The organism is Specibacter cremeus (assembly GCF_003946885.1).
In the GTDB taxonomy this organism is placed as follows: Bacteria; Actinomycetota; Actinomycetes; order Actinomycetales; family Micrococcaceae; genus Specibacter; species Specibacter cremeus.
On record NZ_RWKQ01000046.1, the window covers coordinates 19,970 to 40,385 of the forward strand.

The 20,416-nt window shown below is 64.8% G+C and carries 18 protein-coding genes; 2 read left to right on the forward strand and 16 right to left on the reverse strand.

Annotated features, from left to right (window positions below; genetic code table 11):
* Window positions 1-2 precede the first annotated feature (2 nt).
* Window positions 3-1,562 carry an amino acid ABC transporter permease/ATP-binding protein gene (locus tag EJC77_RS21625; RefSeq protein WP_125614913.1) on the forward strand — a complete coding sequence of 520 codons (1,560 nt, stop codon included), beginning with the start codon at window positions 3-5 and terminating at the stop codon, window positions 1,560-1,562.
* Window positions 1,563-2,276: 714 nt separating this feature from the next.
* Here EJC77_RS21625 and EJC77_RS16120 read toward each other — a convergent pair.
* From EJC77_RS16120 to EJC77_RS16195, 16 genes are all read right to left on the reverse strand, one after another.
* Window positions 2,277-3,935, reverse strand: a complete 1,659-nt coding sequence (locus tag EJC77_RS16120) for an FAD-dependent oxidoreductase (protein ID WP_125614916.1) — start codon at window positions 3,933-3,935, stop codon at window positions 2,277-2,279.
* Between the two features lie 36 nt (window positions 3,936-3,971).
* Entirely contained in the window at window positions 3,972-5,036 is a 1,065-nt protein-coding gene (locus EJC77_RS16125) for a flavin reductase (protein ID WP_240630302.1), read from the reverse strand.
* Entirely contained in the window at window positions 4,972-5,646 is a 675-nt protein-coding gene (locus tag EJC77_RS16130; protein WP_125614921.1) for an RraA family protein, read from the reverse strand. The genes EJC77_RS16125 and EJC77_RS16130 overlap by 65 nt, the downstream gene beginning before the upstream one ends.
* On the reverse strand, window positions 5,643-6,299 hold the full coding sequence (locus tag EJC77_RS16135) for an RraA family protein (protein ID WP_125614924.1): 657 nt from the start codon (window positions 6,297-6,299) through the stop codon (window positions 5,643-5,645). Before EJC77_RS16135 ends, EJC77_RS16130 begins: the two co-directional genes overlap by 4 nt.
* Before the next feature lie 3 nt (window positions 6,300-6,302).
* Window positions 6,303-6,971: an RraA family protein gene (locus tag EJC77_RS16140; protein WP_125614927.1), complete on the reverse strand. Its 669-nt coding sequence runs from the start codon at window positions 6,969-6,971 to the stop codon at window positions 6,303-6,305.
* A 2-nt stretch (window positions 6,972-6,973) separates the two neighbouring features.
* On the reverse strand, window positions 6,974-7,990 hold the full coding sequence (locus EJC77_RS16145) for a DODA-type extradiol aromatic ring-opening family dioxygenase (protein WP_125614930.1): 1,017 nt from the start codon (window positions 7,988-7,990) through the stop codon (window positions 6,974-6,976).
* A 24-nt stretch (window positions 7,991-8,014) separates the two neighbouring features.
* Window positions 8,015-9,016 carry an amidohydrolase family protein gene (locus EJC77_RS16150; protein WP_125614933.1) on the reverse strand — a complete coding sequence of 334 codons (1,002 nt, stop codon included), beginning with the start codon at window positions 9,014-9,016 and terminating at the stop codon, window positions 8,015-8,017.
* A 33-nt stretch (window positions 9,017-9,049) separates the two neighbouring features.
* A complete protein-coding gene (locus EJC77_RS16155; RefSeq protein WP_125614936.1) occupies window positions 9,050-10,525 on the reverse strand; it encodes a 4-hydroxyphenylacetate 3-hydroxylase family protein in 1,476 nt (491 codons plus the stop codon).
* A 253-nt stretch (window positions 10,526-10,778) separates the two neighbouring features.
* Window positions 10,779-12,227 carry an aldehyde dehydrogenase family protein gene (locus EJC77_RS16160; RefSeq protein WP_125614938.1) on the reverse strand — a complete coding sequence of 483 codons (1,449 nt, stop codon included), beginning with the start codon at window positions 12,225-12,227 and terminating at the stop codon, window positions 10,779-10,781.
* A gap of 70 nt (window positions 12,228-12,297) precedes the next feature.
* Entirely contained in the window at window positions 12,298-12,681 is a 384-nt protein-coding gene (locus EJC77_RS16165) for a Rieske (2Fe-2S) protein (RefSeq protein ID WP_125614941.1), read from the reverse strand.
* Window positions 12,678-12,986, reverse strand: a complete 309-nt coding sequence (locus tag EJC77_RS16170; RefSeq protein WP_125614944.1) for a hypothetical protein — start codon at window positions 12,984-12,986, stop codon at window positions 12,678-12,680. Before EJC77_RS16170 ends, EJC77_RS16165 begins: the two co-directional genes overlap by 4 nt.
* Before the next feature lies 1 nt (window position 12,987).
* Entirely contained in the window at window positions 12,988-14,253 is a 1,266-nt protein-coding gene (locus EJC77_RS16175; RefSeq protein ID WP_205787412.1) for an amidohydrolase family protein, read from the reverse strand.
* Between the two features lie 31 nt (window positions 14,254-14,284).
* Entirely contained in the window at window positions 14,285-15,451 is a 1,167-nt protein-coding gene (locus EJC77_RS16180; RefSeq protein ID WP_125614947.1) for an ABC transporter ATP-binding protein, read from the reverse strand.
* A 20-nt stretch (window positions 15,452-15,471) separates the two neighbouring features.
* On the reverse strand, window positions 15,472-16,596 hold the full coding sequence (locus EJC77_RS16185; protein WP_240630303.1) for an ABC transporter substrate-binding protein: 1,125 nt from the start codon (window positions 16,594-16,596) through the stop codon (window positions 15,472-15,474).
* Window positions 16,597-16,617: 21 nt separating this feature from the next.
* Window positions 16,618-18,381: an ABC transporter permease gene (locus tag EJC77_RS16190; protein ID WP_125614965.1), complete on the reverse strand. Its 1,764-nt coding sequence runs from the start codon at window positions 18,379-18,381 to the stop codon at window positions 16,618-16,620.
* A 171-nt stretch (window positions 18,382-18,552) separates the two neighbouring features.
* A complete protein-coding gene (locus EJC77_RS16195; RefSeq protein WP_125614950.1) occupies window positions 18,553-19,602 on the reverse strand; it encodes an aminotransferase class I/II-fold pyridoxal phosphate-dependent enzyme in 1,050 nt (349 codons plus the stop codon).
* A gap of 332 nt (window positions 19,603-19,934) precedes the next feature.
* Between EJC77_RS16195 and EJC77_RS21630 the strand changes: the two genes are divergently transcribed.
* Window positions 19,935-20,360 (forward strand): transposase family protein, encoded by a 426-nt coding sequence (locus EJC77_RS21630; RefSeq protein ID WP_125614953.1) that lies wholly within the window; start codon window positions 19,935-19,937, stop codon window positions 20,358-20,360.
* Window positions 20,361-20,416: the final 56 nt, after the last annotated feature.

A 20,416-nucleotide genomic window follows, 5' to 3' on the forward strand; every position in this document is an offset into this window, starting at 1 on the left:
CCATGACCTTCGACTGGGCTTACATGTTCTCCCTCTTCGGAGATCCCGACCTCTGGAAGGCCGCCGGCGTCGTCGTCGCACTTAGTGTTCTCGCCTGGGTCATTGCGAACATCGCGGGAATCCTTCTGGCCCTGATGAAGGAATCGCGGTCCAAGCTGCTCTCCAGGGTTGCCGGCGTCTACGTCTGGCTCTTCCGGTCGCTGCCGCTACTGGTGCTGCTGGTCTTCGCGTACAACATTCCGCAGGTCTTCCCGGCCACCCAGGTGATCCTGGGCTCCTCGTTCAACGCCGCGCTCATTGCACTGGTCCTCAGCGAGGCCGCCTACATGGCCGAAATCCACCGCGGCGGCCTGCTCGCCGTCTCCATCGACCAGCGCGAGGCGGCACGCGCACTGGGCTTGCCGTACGGACACGTCCAGCGCCACGTGGTCATTCCCCAGGCCTTCCGGATTGCGCTCCCCGCACTGGGCAACGAGTTCATCTCCATCCTGAAGCTGACGTCGCTGGCCAGCGTGATCTCACTGCAGGAGATCCTGTTGGTGGGCCAGCGCCTGTACACGCAGAACTTCCTGGTACTGGAAACGCTGCTGGCCGTCGCCGTCTTCTACGTCCTGCTGGTGACGGTGTTCGACCAACTCCGTGCCCTGTTGGAGCGCAAGCTCGACGTCAACAGACGGCGCCCGGCCCTGCAGACCGAGCCGGACTGCGCCGCCGATTGCCGGGTGGCCCGCGGCCGCGAACGCCGCACCCATGACGGCGAGAAGCTGGTCCATGCGCGGGGCGTGACCAAGTCCTTCCACGGCAACCAGGTGCTCAAGGGCGTCGACGTCGATGTCCATGCCGGCGAGGTGGTGGTGGTGATCGGCCCGTCAGGCTCCGGCAAGACCACGCTGGTGCGCACGCTGAACCATCTGGAACCGGCCGACGGCGGCGTGATCGAGGTCAACGGCCAGCTGCTTGGCAACAAGCGTGGCCCGCAGGGGCGGATTGTTGCCCTGTCCGACAAGGACATCGCGCTCCAGCGGCGCAATGTGGGCATGGTGTTCCAACGGTTCAACCTCTTCCCGCACAAGACCGTGCTGGAAAACGTGACACTGGCACCCGTCCAGCTACGGCAAATGTCCGGAGCCGAGGCCGAGGCCTTCGGCATGGAGCTGCTCGGCAAGGTGGGCATGGCCGCCCATGCCAAGAAGTACCCGCACCAGCTCTCCGGTGGCCAGCAGCAGCGCGTGGCCATCGCCCGGGCGTTGGCGATGAAGCCGTCCGTCATGCTCTTCGACGAACCCACGTCAGCGCTGGATCCGGAGCTCGTCCAGGAGGTGCTCGCGGTCATCGCCGACCTGGCGCAGGAGGGCATCACCATGGTGATCGTCACCCACGAAATGAAGCTGGCCCGCGACGTGGCGGACTGGGTGGTCTTCATGGAGGACGGGGCCGTGGGTCAACAGGGTCCGCCGGAATCGGTCTTTGGACCCAACGCCGACCCGCGCATCAAGCGGTTTGTGCAGACCGTCTCCGATGTCCCCCTGACCGCAGCGTCCCCCGTCGTCGCAGCACTGTAGACGAAAGAATCCCCGCCATGGCGGGGATTCTTTCGTCTTTGCAGGGCGTGGCTTCTGGATATTTGCCTTCGAGGAAGGTGGCATCGTCTCCACACAGGCCGGGAACGGACGACCGCATACCAGGCGTCGTACACGCTCGGCTCCGGATCCGCGTGAATGGACCTCTACTACCTTCGAAGGTCAGGGCGACCACCTTCGACAAAGATTCGACAAAGAATGGAGTCTGTCCATGCCACATAGCGGTAGCGGGCGTGGATGCGGATTGCAGGCTTCAGGCGTGTAAGCAGAAGGCCTCACAAGAGATCCGTGCACCAGGCGGAGAGGTAAGATCCGGCGGGCGCTGGACGGACCCGGCATGCCGAACGACGACGACGCTGAGCTGATTGCCTACCTCAAGTTCGTCTCCGTGCGGGATCACCTCCTCGCCGACATCCCCGGTCTCGACGAGCCTATGTCCGACCTGCTCCGGGGCCAGACGAAGTCACCACGCTGGGCCCGCGTCGATCGGGTCGAGCAAGTGCTCCCCCCCTCTACGCTCGAACCGACCGGCAGGACCTCGAAGCCGACCCGGCCTACCGCCTGGCCCAACTCACGGACCGGCTCGTTGGCGCCGGCCTCGTCTCCGACTGGGCCATGAACAAGCAGACCTCCCACCAGCCGCGGTACACGCGCAGACCGGGAATCGCAGGGATGGACCCGGTGCGATAGTCCCCCTTACTTCGCCATGACGCGGTGGGCCCCACGCAGGCAGGCCAAGAGCGTCGTCGCGTCGGCAGGCACCTCGGTGCCGCGCCAGACAACGTGCTGGTCCTGCCGCACGAGCGTGAGCGGATAGCGGTATTCCTCGGGCAGCAGCTCGGGAGCCACCTCGATGACGGTGAACGGCACGCCGTTGGCATGTGCCTCTTCGACGAGCTGAGAGGTATCGCTCCCGCGCACCGCAATGAGGCTGTACCCCTGCGAGAAGTGGTCATACAGGGAGCTGCCGTCCTCGAGCCAGAAGTGCGGCGCCCGGCAACCCGGCACCGTCGAGGCGGTGAAGCTGCCCATCGTGTAGTCTGGGGCGCTCTCGTCGTCGTACGAGATGATCGGCGAACCGTCGTAGACATAGCCGTAGTTCAACCCTGCGGCGGCGAACTGCTGTGTATTGAGTTCGGTGACGGCCTGGCCGAACCGCCGGCGCGAGGCCTCCCCCTCGGGGCCGTCCTCCTCGAGGTCCACCGGCATGTTCGGCCGCGCCAGCTTCTGCTGGTGGCTCATCGCAAAGCGCGAGACCTGGTCTGTAATCGGCTGGCGCTCGGCCTCGTAGGCATCGAGGATTCCCTCTTCCGCCCAGCCGTTCAGGTGTGCGCCGAGCAACCAGGTGAGGTTCAGGACGTCGGCGATGCCGGCGTTCATCCCGAATCCGGCGAACGGCACCCACAGGTGGCTCGCATCCCCGGCAATGAAGACCCGCCCATCGCGGAAGCTGTCAGCGAGCAGCCGGCGCGCGATCCAGTCCTCCTCCGAGATGACATCGTATTCGAAGTCAGCATCCACGCCCAGGATCGCGCGGATGGCCGACTCCCGGTCGACCGACCTGTCCGCCACCTCCTCCGCCGTCAGGTAGGTGTGCACGAGGAACGTCTCATGCCCGTCGATGGAGTACACGTGCCCGGAGCGCCGGTTGTTGAACGTGTAGTAGCCCCAGGCCCGCGGTTCCTCGGCGCCCATCAGCCCGTAGAGCTTATCGGTGCGGATGCAGGTGGACTGCACGTGCGCCAGCACCGGGTCGCCACCCAATGTCAGCCCCAGCTGCTTGCGCACCTTGGAGCTTCCGCCGTCGGCACCTATCACGTAGCCTCCGCGCAGGGTGCGCGGGTTGCCCCCGTCCAGGTCAGTGATCTCGACCGAAACCGAGGCCTCGTCCTGCGCCAGCGAGACGAACAGCGTGCTGTTAAGCAGTGTCACGCCCGGGGCCTGGGCAACGTGCTGGGTGAGGATCGGCTCGAGGAAGGTCTGATTGATGCGGTGTGGCGGTTCGGGTGTGCGCCACGAGGTGTCCGGCCCGGTGGTGGAGGTGTACCGATCCCCGCTCGCGGGAATCGGAATCCGCCCGAACTCGAGGCCGGTCAGGGACGTGCGGAACGCGACGTCCTGCGGGTGGTCGGTCGGCAGGCCCGAACGGCGCACTTCCGCGGCGATGCCGAGCCTGCGGAAGCTCTCCATCGTGCGTGAGGCTACGTGGTTGCACTTCACGTTCGGTGGCTCGAGAAACTCGCGCTTCTCGACAACGATGCTGCTGATCCCGCGGGAACTCAGGTCGAGTGCCGCGACGAGCCCCACGGGGCCCGCCCCGATGATGATGACTTCTGCATCCAGTGATTCTGACATTTCACTCCATGTGTCTCTGAGGCGGTGCCTCGTGATTCAGTGCAGGATGCCCACGGCGACTGTGCCCAGGTGCTCCGACATCAGGCGGCGGGCGGCGTCCTCGTCACGGGCCTCGATCGCCTCGAGGATCCACCGGTGGGCACCTGCTGCACGGCTGGCCCGCTCCGAGGTGGTGTCCGCCGCGTAACGGCTCTCGCGCGGGCGGTTAAGTGCCGAAACGGCGGCAGCGATCGCAGGGTTTCCGCTCAACAGCCCGAGCCGGTCGTGAAATTCCAGCGACAGCGGGTTGAAGCATGCAGCATCGCCGGTGTGCAGCTCGGCCTCCTCGACCAGGGCACGCAACTGGGCGATCTGCTCGTCGTTCGCATCGCGTGCGGCAAGGGCGGCGGCCTCCGGTTCGACGGCTTGCTGGGCCTCGATCAGCTGGGCGGTGCTCATCCCATGCATGTGCAGCTGCACCGAGAGGGAATCGGCGATCCGGTGGATGTCATCGGTGAGCGCGTTTTCCTCGGCCGCGTTCTGCTCTTCCTGCCCGAGCTCGCGGTAGTTCCCCGACCAGTACAGCAGCGGCTCGCCCGTGCCGCCGCCGGCGGCCTTCACCTCTCCCACCAAGATCGTGTGGTCCCCGCCGTCGAGCATGGTGTGCACCGTGCAGTCGAACCAGCTGAGCGCGCCGGTGACCACCGGGGCACCTGTCGTCTCGACGTGCGCCTCGACCTCGTCGAAGGCGCCCTTGCTCCGGCCGCGGCCGCGGCGGGCGAAGTACGAGGAAACGTGCTGTTGGTCGTTGGCGAGCACGTTGATCGCGAACACCCCACTGCCGCGGATCTCGTCGAGCATCGGGCTGTTCACGTTGATCGACACCGTCACCAGCAACGGGTTCAGTGACAACGACACGAATGACGTTGCAGTGATGCCGTAGACGTGGTCGTCGTAGGCCGTTGTCACGACGGTGACGCCCGAGGCGAACCTGCCTGCCGCCTGGCGGAAGCTGTCGAGTCGGTGCTGCTGTTCTTCATCGGTGGACATGGCTACCTCACAGGTGGTTTGGTGCTGTTTGTTTGGTATCTGAAACGGGTGATCCCAGGGGGCGGAGGCCATACAGGTCAAGCGTCGTCTCCCCCGCACGCAGGCGTTCCATGATGCGCTCCTCCTTGGCCGCGCGGCCCCGGGCCGCGTCGAGGATCGCTACGTAGCGCCCGGCGGGAAGGATGGCCACCCCGTCGCGGTCTGCCACCACCACGTCGCCTCGGCGGATAACACGCCCACGCAGCGTCACAGGTGAACCGAGCACGCCCGGCCACTGCTTGATCGTTCCACGGATGGAGATCGAGGTGCTGAAGGCCGGGAAGCCCAACTGCGCAAGCCGCGCCGTGTCGCGGACGCCTCCGTCGATCACTAGCCCGCGGATGCCGCGGTTCAGCGCAGCAACTGCCATGACCTCGCCCCAGTAGCCGAACCGTGCCCCGCCGCCATCGACGACGAGCACGTCCCCGTCCCCGGCCTCCTCGATGCCGTGGTGCAGGGCGAGGTTGTCCCCAGCCTGCGCGCTCAGCGGCAGCGCCCGGCCGACGAACTCGGCCCCGTCCCAGGCCGGCCGGAAGTCGGCATCCAGGAAGCAGTCGCTGCCCGATGCCTCATACAGGGTCGCCGACCCGAGCCGCAGCAATTCGGCGCTGTCGGCATCGAGGTCGGCCTCGAACTCGCTCATGATGCGCCCTTCCGCTGCAGGTTGTGGTAGCCGAACCGGGCACGGGCCTCGGCAATAGTGGCCCCGGCCAGCGCCGCGGCCAGGATCGACTCCTCGCGCTCCCCGATCGACTCGGCGATCTCCAGGACCTCTTCCTCGCAGTCACGGGGAATCGCGACGACGCCGTCCGAGTCGCCCAGCAGGATGTCACCGGGGCGGACTGTGACGCCGCCGATGGTGACCGGGCCCTGTTCCTCAGCCACCTCGACCCGGTCCTTGCCGGTGCGCATGAAGCGGCCGCGGCTGAAGATCGGGTAGTTGATCGACAGGGCCCGGTACGTGTCGCGGCAGACCCCCTCGATCACAGTGCCGGAGATGCCGCGGTGGCTGGCGACTGCTGTGAGGATGTCCCCCCAGACTGTGCAGTCAACGCGCCCGTCGTTATCCAGCACCACGACCTGGCCCGGCTCGACCTGGTCGATGAAATCGCCAACCGTGCCGGCCGGGGTCTGTGCGCTGACATACCGCACTGTGAAGGCGCGACCGATCATGTGCTGGTTATCTGCCAGCGGCGCCATGCCCAGCATGCTGCCGGGCCGGCCTAGCTTGTCCAGCGCGTCAGAGACGGTGGCGGTGCCGAGCTTGGCGAAACGGGTGATGATTGGTTCTGTCATGGTTTACTCCGCTGTGACAGTGGGGAACTGGGAATCATGCATGACCTCGCTGACGTCGCGGCCGGCGCGTACCGCCTCGGCCATGCGGGCCTCGCGCTCGACGATCCGCTGGGCGAGCCCGACGACGCGCTCAGCGTGCTCAGCAGCGACGAATACGACGCCGTTGACATCGGCAATGACGTAGTCATGCGGGGCGACTGCGACGCCGGCGACCTGGATGCGCTCGTCCATGGCCTGCTGGACGATGCGGCCGCGGGCGCTGACCGATACGGCGTTCCGGGCGTAGAGGCCCAGTCCGAGCGCAGCGCTTTCCTGGACGTCGCGGCAGGCGCCGTCAACGATGACCCCGGCGATGCCGCGCTGCACAGCCGCCTCGGCGAGCAGTCCTCCCCAGCAGGAAACGTCTCTCCGGCCATGGTTATCGATCACCACTACGTCATCGGGATCGGCGCCGGCCACGAGCGAGGTGGCAATGTGGGTTGCTGGCCCCGCACTGGACTTGGGCGCCGCGCTCACTGTACGCACACGTCCGGCAGTCACGCTGCCCGAGGGCCACATCGGTGCAAGGCCCATCACGGCACCGGGCAGCCCGAGGGTGTCGAGCGCATCCGAGACGGCACAGCTGTCGAGCCCGCGCAGTGCGGCAATGGTTTCAGCAGGTGTCTGTCCCATTCCTAGCCACGCTCCCAGACGACGAAGCCCATGGCGTTGCCGGTGCCCGCCTCGGTGCGGTAGGCCGGCTCGTAGTCGACCTTGGTGACGGAGAGGCCCACCTCGTCGGTGATGCCGGCCACGGCGATCCAGTTGCGCAGTTCAGAGGCACCGGACATCATCTCGGAGGCCGGAACGCTGGAGAGGTACTCCGCGTCGTGGTTCCGCATTGCCTCGCAGAACTCGTTGTCGAGCTTCTCATCGATGACGAAGTGGCTGAGCCCACCGGAGGCGACGACGCCGACGCGCAGGTCACCCGGGAAGGACTGGATCGCCCGTCCCAGCGCACGGCCGAAGTCGTAGCAGCGTTTGGCCGTCGGCGGGTTCGGCTCCCAGAAGGTGTTGATGAACACCGGGACCATCGGGACCATCGAGTCCTCCCCCATGAACCGCTGATAGATGAAGCCGAAGCCATGCGGAATGGTGTGGTTCCCGTAGCGCCCAGCCGGTAGCACCTCGGACGCCGAGACGTCGAAGTCCTCCTGCTGCACGGACTGGATCAGGTGCCGTCCCAGGGCCCGGTGCGTGGGGCGTTCGATCGGGTGGTCCGGAACGTCGCCCGTGGCCGCCTCGGCCAGGCCCGGCGCCATCGCGTCGAGCTGTTCCTGCGTGTAAGGCACGTGCTGCACCGAGTCGCCCCAATAGATGGCGAAGGGTGAGAGCAGCTCGTCGCCGTACGTTTCCTTGTGGTCGCTCGAGACGATCACCAGGACGTCGACGTCCTGTTCCTTGATGAATGCGGACAATTTGTCCATCGAACCCTGGCAGCTGTCCCAGCGGCGCTGCATCACCTCGTGGGTGATCTCGTGCGAGAAGTCCTCACGTATTTCGCGCAGTTCTTCGTAGGAGTAGGTGCCTCCGCGGAATTTCAGGTTCTTGCTCTTGCGGTCCGCGACACCACGAGTCTCCCAGGCCGCGGGCGGTGCTGCCTTGAGTTGTGGGCCGTGCGAGGTGCCGATGCCGGCAACGATCTCGGTCATGGATGATCCTTTCTGGTCTCTGGGCTACAGTCGGAACAGCTTGCGGGCGTTACCTTCGAAGACGGCCTCGCGGCCCTCCGTCTCAAGCCAGTCGATGTCGTTGATGAGCAGGTGGATGTCGTCGAACCAGCGGCCGGTCTCGGGATCGATCTGCGAACCGGTGCCCGGCTTCTCCGAGCCGAACAGCACGCGGTCGGTGCCGACGACCTTCATCAGCAGTTCGAGGCTGTCCTGGGTGTACAGGCAGGAGTCGAAGTACAGGCTGCGCAGCTTGTCGAGGTAGGAGACGCCGGTGCGCACCACAGAGGGGAGGAAGCGGCCGACCTGATACGGGATGGCACCGCCGCCGTGCGAGACGATGACCTTCAGGTCCGGGAAGTCCTTGAGCACGTTTGAGTTGATCAGGCTCCAGATGCCGACAGTCTCCTCCTGGATGAAATGCAGGCTGTACGGTTCGCGTGCCGGTGGCTTGCATCCGGCGGCGTGGATCAGCACCGGGACGTCCAGTGCACAGAGTTCCTCGTACACCGGGTACCAGTACTCGTCGCCGAGCGCCGGCGGGGCCTGCATACCCTCGTGCGGGTCCGGGTTCAGCATGGCGCCGACAAAACCCAGCTCGGTGACGGTGCGGCGCAGTTCCCTGGTCCACTGTGCCGGGGTGAAGTCCGGGCTCTGCGGCAGTCCGGCGACGCCCTTGAAGCGGCCCGGGAAGAGTTCGGTGGTGCGGTAGATCAGGTTGTTCGTCTCTTCGGTGAACCAGTCAACAAGCTTGGCCGGGCGCTCGCTGTGCATCATCTGGAACGGGCGCGGCGAGATCAGCTGCAGGTCGATGCCGGCCTTGTCGATGTGCTCCATGTGCGAGATGTTCCCGAAGCTGGGGTGCGGCTCATGGTACGAGGCGATGAGCGCATCGTCGCTGATGACCGGCGGCTTTCCGCCGTGGGCGCCGCGGTGCGAGAGCAGCGAGGCCTTCCAGGCGTAGTAGTCGTTCGGGGCTGACATGTGTCCGTGGACGTCGATGATCATGAGTTCCTAATCCTTCTGTGGTTTCGGGGATGCTCAGGCGCCGGCGAGGGCCGGGTCATTCAGCGGGGCGCTGATCAGCTTCTCAACGCGAGCGTCGATGGCCGACGTGTCGTAGGTGCGCAGCAGTCGAGTGCGGCCGGCTCCCGGATCCCCTCGGTGCAGGTATTCGTAGAGTTCCTGGCGCATGCCGAAACCGGAACCGGCGAGTTCCCAGCCGAGTCGGAACAGGCGGGCCTTCTCGGCGGCACCGATGTCGTGTCCGCGCATGTAGAGGTCGAGGAATGGGCGCAGCTCGGGGCTGGCCAGGTCCGCCTCGGTCGGCTGCATGATCAGGCCCGAGGCGGCGATCTGGCGCATGATCTGGACCATGCGCGCTGAAATGTCGGCTGACCAGAAGCCCAGTCCGTTGCTGTGCGCGGGGACCAGGTGTCCCGCCGGGCTGAAGCCGGAGTCTGCCTCCGCGCCCTTGATGCCGAGCTCGAGCGTCTGGGCGTAGGAGACGAGCTCGCCGAGCTGCTCCTGAATGCCGCGGAAGGTGTCAACGCCGATGGCGTGGGCGAGCTTCTTGGCGACCGAGGTGAAGAACTTCATGCGGGCCAGGAAGCGGATGTGGGTGCTTTGCAGGCTCCAGGCGTTGATCCGGCCCAGGCCTTTGAGGGCGCGCAGGCTGTCCCCGAGCAGGAAGATGCGTTCGCGCGGCAGAAAGACGTCGTCGAAGAACAGCATTGCGTCCTGCTCGTCGTACTTGTTGCTCAGCGGGTGGCTGTGGCCGCTTTCCGGGTTCCCGAGCGGTTCGCGCAACAGGATCTTCAGTCCGGGTGCGTTCATCGGCAGCGCGAACCAGATGACGAAGTCCTCGGCGCCGCGGGCGGCCGTCACCCCGTTGAGGTAGACGAGCACCTCGTTGGAGAACGGGGCAAGAGTCGCCAGCTGCTTCGCGCCGCGCAGCACCACGCCGTCCTCGCGTTCCTCGACGACGCGCAGCGCCAGGTCGGGATCGTCGAGCGGGCTGGCGCCGCGATCGATCTGCGGGTCACCGAGCGCGTGCGTGAGCACGAGGTCGTTCTCCATCGCATAGCGGTGGTAGTTGCGTGCGTTCCGACCGAAACCCGGGCGGTTCCCCTCGAGCTCGTCCGCGTAGTCGACGAGGCCGGCGACGACGTTGGACATGAAGTCGGGCGAGCGGCCGAGCTGGCCGAGGCTCTCGTTCATCCACCACTCCGAGGCGGCGAACTTCGCGCGCAGCTCCTGCTTCGTCTTCGGAAGCGAGAATGCGCAGCTGACCTGGTTGCCGGTCTCCGCCGACTCGAAGAGCGTGGTGGCCCGCGTTTCGGCCGTCTCGAAACGCAGGTCCAGCAGGCGGGCGAATTCGTCGACTGTTGGCTTGAGGGCGGGATGTTCGGCAACGTTGTCGATGCGCTTCCCATCCAGCCACACATCGCGGCCGTCGTTCAGGCTCCGTTTGAATTGTTCGCCGGTCATAGCACCCGTCGAGCCGGAAATATCCATCGTCTGACTCCTTACTTCTGCCGCTCGACTCCCGCGTCGGGCAGACCAATAATCTGTAATTCGACAGTATGTGAACCCGTCTTGCAGAAGATCAGCTGGCTGCGGGAATCTCGCGCTGCCCGTTCCGACACGGTGTCGGAACGGGCAGCGCTCACCTGTTTTCGGGCCCTCCCTGGCACGCAAAAGGCGGGGCCGGGCTGCCAAAACAGCCCGCCTCCGCCTCCCCCGTGCGGGCCCTCGAGCGCGGGGCGAATCACCCCGCGCTCGAGGGCACCGTCACCCACTGCCAGAACGTGAACTCGTCAAGGTTCCAGTGCCCGCCGTGCCGGCCGCCGTTGCCCGAAGCCCCCAGGCCGCCCATCGGGATGTGGGCCGCGTCGTAGATCGTCTGGCCGTTGAGCGCGACCATGCCAGCGCGCAGCCTGGAAGCGAACCCCAGTGCCCGGGAGATGTCCCGGCTGTGGATCGACGCCGAGAGCCCGTATGCGCTCTCGTGTGCGAGCTCGAGCGCCTCTTCTTCCGTGGCAAAGCGGGTCACCGGTGCCACCGGGCCAAAGATCTCCTGCTGGAATGCCACATTGCCGGCGTCGACGCCTTCGAGCACGGTTGGCTGGTAGAACGCGCCATCGTGCGTGCCGCCCTGCACGATCCGCGCCCCGCCGGCCACCGCGTCATCGACAATGCGTTGCACACGCTCCGCCTGCGTCTGGTTGATAAGCGGGCCAAGGGTGACGCCCTCGCCGAGCGGGTCGCCGACACGCATCTTAGCGGCGGCCGCACCGAGTCGCGCCACGTACTCATCGGCGACGCTCTCGTGCACAAGGTGGCGGCCGGTGGCCATGCAGATCTGCCCCTGGTGCCGGAAGCTGCCGGCAACCCCGTTCGCCACAGCAACGTCTAGGTCTGCATCACGCATCACGATCGCCGCGTTGTTGCCGCCGAGTTCCAGGATCACGCGTTTCATCAGGCCTCCGGCGACCTCACCCACGCGCTTGCCGGCCACAGTGGAGCCAGTGAAGGCGATGACGCTCGTGTGCGGGGAGCTGACAAGCGCTTCCCCCGTGTCCGGCCCGCCCGGAAGGATGTGCAGGAGGTCCCGCGGAAGTCCTGCCCGCTCGAAAATTTCCGCGATGACGGCGCCGCCGGAGAATGCCGTTTTCACATCCGGTTTCACGATTACCGCGTTGCCCAGGGCAATGGCCGGGGCCACCGAGCGCATGGCGAGCATGAGCGGTGCATTCCATGGGGCAATGACACCGACGACGCCCACCGGGACGCGACGGGCCAGGCCCAGCACGCTCGGGTCCTCCACCGGGAGGATGTCGCCCTGCGACAGGGTGACAAGGCTCGCCGCCGCGATGAGTTCGTCGATGGCCTTGTCCACCTCGTGGGCTGCCTTGGTCGGGAGCGAACCGCTTTCGCGCACGAGCACGAGCTCGAGATCGGCCCGCGTCTCGCGCAGGACAGCAGCGGCTCGGGTCAGCACATCGGCGCGTTCGCGGTACGGGGCCCTGCCCCAAACCACTTGTGCCTCGGCGGCGAGAGCACCGGCACGTTCCACATCATGCCCATCGGCGATGCCGATCCGTCCGATGGTGCCGCCGTCGCCCGGCGAGGTCACCTCAAGCACTCCGCCGCCGCCCTCGCGCCAGCCGCCCGAGTAGATGCGGCCCTCGGCTTCGCCCAGATCCCAACGATTCATGATTGTCCTTCACGCTTATAAAAGGATGCGGGCGACTGTTTGTCGCCCGCATCGCCTTGGAGGGGTGTTGCTAGATGGAAATGATGACTTCGCCGTCCTCCACGCGAACGGGAACCGACCGAAGCCCCACCCGCTGGTCCGCCGGATGCTTGCCGGTGAGCACGTCGAACTCAAATCCGTGCCACGGGCAAACGATGTTGCGGTCGGTGGGGTGGAAACCCGGGCCGCCGCTCTTGCGGTCGCCCACCACCAGCTGCACGGTGCGTGGCATCATCTTGCCCTGGCATACCGGTCCGCCCGAGTGCGGGCAGACGTTGGACCAGGCGCGGACCTTGTCGGCGTAGAAGTACAGGCCGACCTCGGTGCCGTCCGCGTCAACGACGATGCGCTCGCGCTCCTTGAGATCCTCAAGCTGCGCGACGACGAAGTCGCGCTTCTGTTTGGTCGCGCTCATTCCGCCCTCCTGAACCAGATCGCCATGTCAAAGAGATTGATGTCGGCCGCGTCGAGCAGGGCCGTCACCAGGACAACCGTCTCGGTGGCGTTCAGGGCGTCCGGCGTGATCGGCCAGGCGAGCTTGCCCACGCGGTCGGTCTTGGCGGAGAAGAGCCGCGCCGCTGCGTAGAGCACGTCGGCAATCTGCTTATCCGACACGTCGGCGGCGAGCTGCTGCTCGGTGACCTGGCGTGTCAGTTCGGTCAGTCGCTCAACCGTCTCGGAGAGTTCGGTCAAGGTGTCTTTGGTGGTCACAGTAGTCATGTCAGGAGATCCCGGGTCGTTCCTGGAGCACTTGCTCCGCTGATGGCTTCATTCGGTCGGTGGGGAGGTTGAACACCCGTGCGGCATTGAGCCCCAGGATGTTGCGCTTGGCCTGTTCGGAGAGGAACGGCAGGTCCGTAATGGTTGACGGGGAATCCCAGTCCCAGTGCGGCCAGTCGGAGGAGTAAAGCAGCTGGGTCTCGGCATTGAAGGCCTTCATCGTCGCCTCGAGCAGCTCCATGTTGTTGCGCTCCATCGGCTGGGTCGAGTAGTACATTTCCTTCATGTACTCGCTCGGAAGCTTGGTGAGCCCCGGCGCCTCACTCGGACGCATCAGCACCTCGTGGTCCAGGCGCTGCATCAGGAACGGAATCCAGGCAAGGCCGCTCTCAACCCAGATCATCTTGATCTTCGGGAAGCGTTCGGGCATTGCGTTGATGATCCAGTTGGTCACGTGGATCTGGTTGTAGTGCGTGAAGGAAAGCGCGTGCATCGACAGGAACCGGTTCAGCTGCGCGAACGACGGGTCGCCCCAGTGGTATCCCGAGTGGAATGCCAAGGGCTTGCCGCTCTCCTCTATCAGCGAGTACAGGCGGGTGTAGACATCGGAGTGCACGGGGTTGTTGCGCGTGGAGCACACGGTGTACCCGATGATTCCGGGGTGGTCCGCGTACTTCTCGACGAGCTCTTCACAAACCTCGGGGGTGTTGTACGGCAGGTACAGCATGCCCTTCAGCCGCGGGTTCTTCGGCAGGATGACCTCGGTAAGCCAACGGTTGAAGGCGCGTCCCAGGACAACTTCGATCTCCTCCTGGGGGTGCATGCCCAGCAGCAGCATCGCGCTGGGGAAGACCACCTGGTAGTCAAGGCCCATGGCGTCCATGCCGCGCTTGGCGGCGGTGACGAACGGGTGGCCTTCGGTGCCCTCGACGGGTTCCTTGCGGCCCTGGTGCCCGATACGGCCGCCTACACTCTGGTGGGACAAACCCGGGGAGATGTTCAGCAGGGCGTTGTTGCCTGCGAACTTGTCAAATTGGTCCATGCCGATTTGCTTCCACACATCGTTGTCAATGAGCTCGAGCACCTCGCCCCAGAACTGGTCTTCTGAGACGTGGGCGTCAATGTCGACAATGAAGTAGTCGTCGAACTTCTCCTTCGCCTGCTTTGTCGCGTGCGCCAGGACATCTCGCGTGTCCGTGCGCCCACTGATTTCCGCAAGCTCGCGAACGAGGCCCTCGTCGGACTTGAGGCCGGTCATTTGACTCATGTGGTTTCCTTTCTATGAATCTTGGTGCGCGTCAGCGGGGTGCAACAAGTGCACTGGTCTTCGTTGTCAGGAATTCGTCGCTCTGCGGCTCTTCACGCTGGATCACATCAATCACCACGGCGCGTGCCGGATTCACCGAGAAGCCGAGTCGGTCGCCGACGGCCGGCATTTCGTCGATGCGTAGATCTGACGTTTCAAGTCGTACGCGCAGCGGAAGTCCATCCGCGCGGATCAGCAGGTTCGTGGCGTTGCCCAAGTACGTGGTGCGCTCGACGATGCCTTCGAATCGGCCGGGGTCGCTCGTCGCATCCGCATGCACGCGAATGTGCGCGGCGCGGAAAGCGACGTTGACCCGGTCCCCGAGGGTCGCCCGGGTGGTTGTCGTGCCGCTGACTACCAGTGACGTCTCGTCGATCTTGACATCTGCAATGCCGTTGTCCACGCCAACGACTTCTCCGGGGAGAATGTTTTGGAATCCCATGAAGTCGGCCACGTAGGCCGAGTTCGGTCTGTCGAACAGTTCGGCAGGCGAGCCGTCTTGCATGATCTCGCCCTCGTTCATCACGACGATCCGGTCCGAAAGCGTGATCGCTTCCTCCTGGTCATGGGTGACGTATACGGAAGTCGTCTCGAATTGGTCGTGCAACGAGCGGACCTGCTGGCCCAGCTGGTAGCGCAACTTGGAATCGAGGTTGGAGAGGGGTTCGTCGTAGAAGATGATGCCCGGCCGGGCGGCCAGGGCGCGAGCGAGAGCCACGCGCTGCTGTTGGCCACCCGACAGGGCGGTCACCTGACGCTTTTCGTAGCCGGCCAGGCCGACTGCGTCGAGCATCTCGTGAACCCGCTGCTGACGGTCCTGGCTTCCGAGTCGTGCGACCTTGAGGGGGTACGCGACGTTTTCGGAAACGCTCATGTGAGGCCACAGCGCGTAACTCTGGAAGACCATGCCAACCTTCCGCTTGTCCGCGGGCACGAAGACCCCGCGTTCGGTGTCGACCACGGCCCGACCACCCATGGTGATCGTGCCGGTGGTTGGTCGCTCGAGGCCGGCAAGGCAGCGCAGCGTTGTCGTCTTGCCGCAGCCCGAGGGGCCGAGAAGCGTGACAAATTCTCCGGGTGCGATCTGCAAGTCGAGCCCGTGGAGGGCCAGCTTGCTGCCGTACCGTTTGGTCAACCCAGAAACCAGGACTTCAGTCATTTCTGATCGATACTCTCTTCTCAGGACTTCTTGAACAGCTTGGTGATGTAATCGAAGTACGGCGCGTTGAATTTCGGGTCCGGGTTCGCGAACGGGAGGTGCTTGAGCTCAGCGAGCGGCGGCGCTCCGGCCGGGCCAGGTGCCGTGGGAAGCACCCCGTAGGACTGGTTTTTCTCGCCAAGCGCGTCCTGGCCCTCCTGGGTGAACAACCAGTTCAGGTAGAGCGAAGTGGCGTCAGGGTGCGGCCCATCCTTAATCTGGCACAGACCCGAGCGCGACAGGAAGTTCCCGCCGTCATCAAGCGGGAAGACCATGTTGAGCGGCGCGCCCTTGCTCTTCTGGCCATCATAGAAGCCCGAGTAAACACCGATGCCGATTGGGAATCGACCGCTTGCCACATCAGAGGGCACGGTCGGCTCGGACTGGCTGAAGTTCAGATCCTGCTTGGCCAGCTGCTCCATGAACGGCTTGCCCCACTTCGCCTCGGTTTCTGGGAGCATCATCGAGGTGACGATGTATTGCATACCGCCGGGCACCGTCGGGTCGCCGATGAGAATCTTTCCCTTCCACTTGGGATCGAGCAGATCGTGCCAGGACTTCGGGGCTTCCTCCTTCGTCACCATGTTGGTGTTGTAGACGAAACCAAAGTATCGGTAGGCGAAGAGCAGCAGCTTTCCGTCGTTTTGGGCGGGAACCTTGAAACCAGCGGGGGTGGTTTGGATATCGACAGGCGTGCAGATGTTGTCCTTTGCCGCGGCCTGGGGCGATTCACCACCAATATAGAGGTCCGCGATGCGGTTCCCGCTCGCGGCCTCAACATCGAGCTTGGTCAGGGTCTGCGCGTCCGCCTGATCCTGCGGCACGATCTTAATGCCCGGGAAGCGGTCAAGGAACACCTGGTTCAGGGCCTTGTTTGCGCTCGGGGAGGGCCCGTACATGACGATATCCGTCTTGCCGGAGGACAGCGCTTCCTGATAGAGCTTGTTCATGAACTCGTTTGCCTTAGCCGAGGCGCCGGGCACTTCAACCGGGGCGCCGCCCGCCTTGACTTCGGGTGCCCCGGATGAACATGCGGTGAATGCGAGCGAGCCAACCAGGGCGAACCCGAAGGCCGTCATCAATTTATTGCGGTAGAACATCGTCATTCTTCCTCTCGGTTGTGTGTATTAGGACGCAATGTGGGTCAGGGACGATACACCAGTCGGTGCCTTGCCGGCGCGGCGCTGGATACGGTTTGCGAAGTACATCGACAGGCCGGAAAGTACGGCGACGGCGGCGGCCGCAATCAGGATGACCATGAACAACGCCGCACCGCCGGACATGTCTCCCACCAGGAACATCTGGAATGCGGTCTGCGAGACGGGCTGCAGGCCGGGAGGTGCAAGCAGCATCGGGATGGCAAGGTTGCCGGATATAAACAGCATGGACAAGAACCAGCCGGCTAGGAAGCTCGGCACCACCAGGCGCAGCACAATGGTCACTAGGACGCGCAGGGCGTTCGCGCCGGAGGTGCGGCCGGCTTCCTCCAGTTCCGGGGAAAGCTGTGCCAGTGCGCCTTCGGCGATCCTGCTCGAGAGCGGGATGGTGCCGACGACGAGGACCAGGATCATCAGCGTCGCTGTGCCATACAGCCCGCGCGTTGCCGGGATCGAGAGCACGGCGAAGAGGTAGGCAAGGGCCAGTACGATGCCGGGCAGTGCCCAGGGAATCCAAACGGCAAGCGAGGTGTACGACTTGATGAACCCGCGGCGGCGAAGCACCACATAGCTTGTCACCAGGGCAGCGCACATCGAGAGGAGCCCGCCCAGGATCGACATCCAAGCGGTCAGCGTCAAGCTCGAGCTGAGCTGGGGGTCGGTGAGCACACGCACATAGTTATCAAGCGTGAGCCCGGTGCTCATCACGCCGAAAATCGGCTGGAGGCTGCCCAGCACCATGGCGAACAGCGGCAGCAGGAAGTTCAGCACCATGAACAGCACGATGACGATGGAGAAGACCCAGCGGACCGGGCCAAGCTCTTGCGGTTCGCGTCGCGAGGTCTTGCCCGTGAGCGTGGTGAAGTTGCGTCCGCGGAGCATCCATCGCTGCAACAGGAAGAGCAGGATCACCAGGACGATCAGCACCAGTGACAGCGCAAACCCGGCCGTGTATTTGCCGGGCGTCTCATCACGAATGTAATGATAGATCTGCGTCGAGAAGACGTAGATGCCTGCCTGCCGCCCAATCAGCTGCGGGGCATCGAATGCCTGGAAAACCAGCACCATGATGAGAATCGCGGCGCCGGATATTGCTGGGCCGATCGATGGAACCGTAATCGTGAAAAAGGTTCGCAGCGTCCCCGCTCCACTGATCTGCGCGGCCTCGTCGAGTGACTGATCGCGATTCTTGAACGCACCAAGCATGAGCAAGTAGGCAAACGGCATGTAGCCCAGCGACATGAGTAGACAGAGGCCGCCCCAGGACTGGATATTCATGATCGATCCCTCGATCCCCAGGGTCCGCGCGAACTGATTGAGCAACCCGTTCTGCTGGTTTCCGAGCATCAGCCATCCGAAGGTGTTAAACAGCGGTGGCACAAAGAGGTTGATGACCATCAGCGGAGTCAAGAGACGCCGGCCCGGCACGTTGGTGCTGGCGGCGATCCATGCGAAAAACCCGCCGCCCACCGTCGCGATTGTGCCGCAGACGAGCACCAGAATTATCGAGTTGCTCAGCGTGGTCCACGTATCCTCAGAGGTGACGGCCTGGACGAGGCCTTCCATGGTGAACGGCATCTTCTGCGAGGGAAGGCCGTCACGGAATGCGCCGATGACGATCATCAGCACGGGATAGACGAAGATCACCGTGAGTGCCATGAGGAAAACACTCCACATGGCACCGCTCGTGATGGAGCGCCGTGCTGAGGCCCGCCGGTCAGCGAGCAGGTCCATATCAGGCACTGTTAAATCCCTTCATGCAAACGGATGGGGGCACGGAAACCGGCCGATATGCGACGTTGTCCGCTGCGTACCTCAGCGTATGAGTGCGTGGTGATCTGGGTCATCATGCAGCCTTCCGAAGAGCGGCCCGCTGATATCGACACGGTGTCGGGCAGCGACTGTTCAGCCGAAGACGGCAAGTGCTGCGTCATTCTCGGCGGGTGCCCCAATGGTGATGCGGACGCCGCCGGCATGCGGGAAGGGGCGCGACATGACGCCCCGGGCCTCGAAACTCCGGGTCAGGTCGGCCACGTCGCCGTGGATGAACACGAAGTTCGACTGGGTCGGCAGGTGGGAGACGCCCGCGGTGCGCAGCGCAGCAAGGAATCGCTCACGCTCCGCGACGATCTCCCCGACACGCGCCTCGGCGATCGCCAGTCCCGCCGGGCTGAATGCTGCAATGATGGCGGCTTCTGCCACCGAGTTCAGGGCGAATCCGACGGAGCTGCGGCGAAGCCCGAGCGCGATCGGTTCCTGGGCGATGACGTAGCCCGCACGGACCCCGGCGAGCCCAAAGGATTTGGACAACGTCCGCACGATGGCGAGGTTCCCGAACTCGCGCACGAGGGCAATGGTTTCCGAGGCCGACTCGGCCGTGACGAACTCGCGGTAGGCCTCGTCCAAGACAACCAGGATGTTTTCGGGAACGCTGTCCATGAAGTCCCGGAGTTCGTCGATGCCAATGAAGCCGCCGGTGGGGTTGTTGGGGTTGCACACGTGCACCAGCCGGGTCGACTCGTCGATCGAGGCACGCAGCGCCGCGAGATCCATGGCACCCTCGGCGTTGAGGTCGGTCGGCGAGGGGGTGCCGCCGGCGAGGGAGACGGAGGCGGGGTAGGCCTCGAAGGACGGCCACCCGTAGACGGCATTCTTGCCCGGTTCGATGACGAGCCGGGCCAGTCCATGTAGCAACGATCCCGAACCGTTATCCACTGCCACCCATTCGGCCGGGACTCCCGCTGCATCGGCGACTGCGGCGCGGGCCGCAGTGCGATGGTAGTCGGGGTAGCGGTTGACCGTCTGGAGCGCTTCGATCATGGCGTTGAGCACCAGCTCAGGGGGGCCCCACGGCAGCTCGTTCTGGGACAGTCGGATCGGCGTGGGTGCGTTGCGCTTGGGCCGATCCGGGGTGGCCGTCATCTTGTCAATCACACTGCGGAATTCAAGCGTCATGCGGCTCTCCTCGTGAAGGCTAAACATTAATAATGAATATAAACATTATTTCTGCATGCATCAGCCCGTGTCAAGGGTCACAATTGGACATGAAAACACTACCTTGCGGCCAGGGCCTGTTCAAAGTCGAGTTGTCGGCGTGGCGGGGTGACAACACGCCGGGGAGGGTGTATAAACGGCACGGGCACGGCGCCCGGTCGGATCGTGGGAGGTGTTCAAAGCCATTCACGAGTCCTGGAGGCTGCCGTGCTGTTGTGCGCACCCGTATCATCGGTCGTCCGCGCCCCCGATGGCCAATCAGACTTGCCTGACTCGCAGGGGCGCATCGAGTTGTGGCAGGTCCTCTCCTTTCGCTGCCGGACCCGCGCAAACCGCAGGGTGTGCGCCCTGCGCTGGCGACCGTGCTGACGCTGGCCCTGGCGGCGATGGCCGCCGGTGCCCGGTCCCTGTCCTCGATCGCCCGTTGGGCGGAGGACGTGCCGGCCGTCTTCCGGGCCCGGTTGGGCGTCGGTCGGGCCGTTCCCGGACTCTCGACGTTCCGGCGGGTGCTGGGAGCGGTGGACCCGGATGTGCTGGATGCGGTGCTGCACGCCTGGCTCGCCGCATGGTCTGCCCCCCACGGTGCGGGCGGTGGCGGTGGACGGCAAGAGCGCCCGCGGCGCCCACCAACCGGACGGCTCCCGCACCCACCTGTTCTCCACGGTCGTTTCATGCCACCGGCGTCCCGGCCGCTTAGGGTTTGCGAAATTATGACTTAGGATTTTGGTTCGTGTCCCCTTAAACTCGTGCCATGGCCGACCTCTCCCAGCATGCC

Coding starts and splice junctions, on each gene's coding strand:
- EJC77_RS21625 (WP_125614913.1), top strand. CDS start 3: ATGACCTTCGACTGGGCTTACATGTTCTCCCTCTTCGGAGATCCCGAC.
- EJC77_RS16120 (WP_125614916.1), bottom strand. CDS start 3,935: ATGTCAGAATCACTGGATGCAGAAGTCATCATCATCGGGGCGGGCCCC.
- EJC77_RS16125 (WP_240630302.1), bottom strand. CDS start 5,036: ATGGCCTCCGCCCCCTGGGATCACCCGTTTCAGATACCAAACAAACAG.
- EJC77_RS16130 (WP_125614921.1), bottom strand. CDS start 5,646: ATGAGCGAGTTCGAGGCCGACCTCGATGCCGACAGCGCCGAATTGCTG.
- EJC77_RS16135 (WP_125614924.1), bottom strand. CDS start 6,299: ATGACAGAACCAATCATCACCCGTTTCGCCAAGCTCGGCACCGCCACC.
- EJC77_RS16140 (WP_125614927.1), bottom strand. CDS start 6,971: ATGGGACAGACACCTGCTGAAACCATTGCCGCACTGCGCGGGCTCGAC.
- EJC77_RS16145 (WP_125614930.1), bottom strand. CDS start 7,990: ATGACCGAGATCGTTGCCGGCATCGGCACCTCGCACGGCCCACAACTC.
- EJC77_RS16150 (WP_125614933.1), bottom strand. CDS start 9,016: ATGATCATCGACGTCCACGGACACATGTCAGCCCCGAACGACTACTAC.
- EJC77_RS16155 (WP_125614936.1), bottom strand. CDS start 10,525: ATGGATATTTCCGGCTCGACGGGTGCTATGACCGGCGAACAATTCAAA.
- EJC77_RS16160 (WP_125614938.1), bottom strand. CDS start 12,227: ATGAATCGTTGGGATCTGGGCGAAGCCGAGGGCCGCATCTACTCGGGC.
- EJC77_RS16165 (WP_125614941.1), bottom strand. CDS start 12,681: ATGAGCGCGACCAAACAGAAGCGCGACTTCGTCGTCGCGCAGCTTGAG.
- EJC77_RS16170 (WP_125614944.1), bottom strand. CDS start 12,986: ATGACTACTGTGACCACCAAAGACACCTTGACCGAACTCTCCGAGACG.
- EJC77_RS16175 (WP_205787412.1), bottom strand. CDS start 14,253: ATGAGTCAAATGACCGGCCTCAAGTCCGACGAGGGCCTCGTTCGCGAG.
- EJC77_RS16180 (WP_125614947.1), bottom strand. CDS start 15,451: ATGACTGAAGTCCTGGTTTCTGGGTTGACCAAACGGTACGGCAGCAAG.
- EJC77_RS16185 (WP_240630303.1), bottom strand. CDS start 16,596: ATGACGATGTTCTACCGCAATAAATTGATGACGGCCTTCGGGTTCGCC.
- EJC77_RS16190 (WP_125614965.1), bottom strand. CDS start 18,381: ATGGACCTGCTCGCTGACCGGCGGGCCTCAGCACGGCGCTCCATCACG.
- EJC77_RS16195 (WP_125614950.1), bottom strand. CDS start 19,602: ATGACGCTTGAATTCCGCAGTGTGATTGACAAGATGACGGCCACCCCG.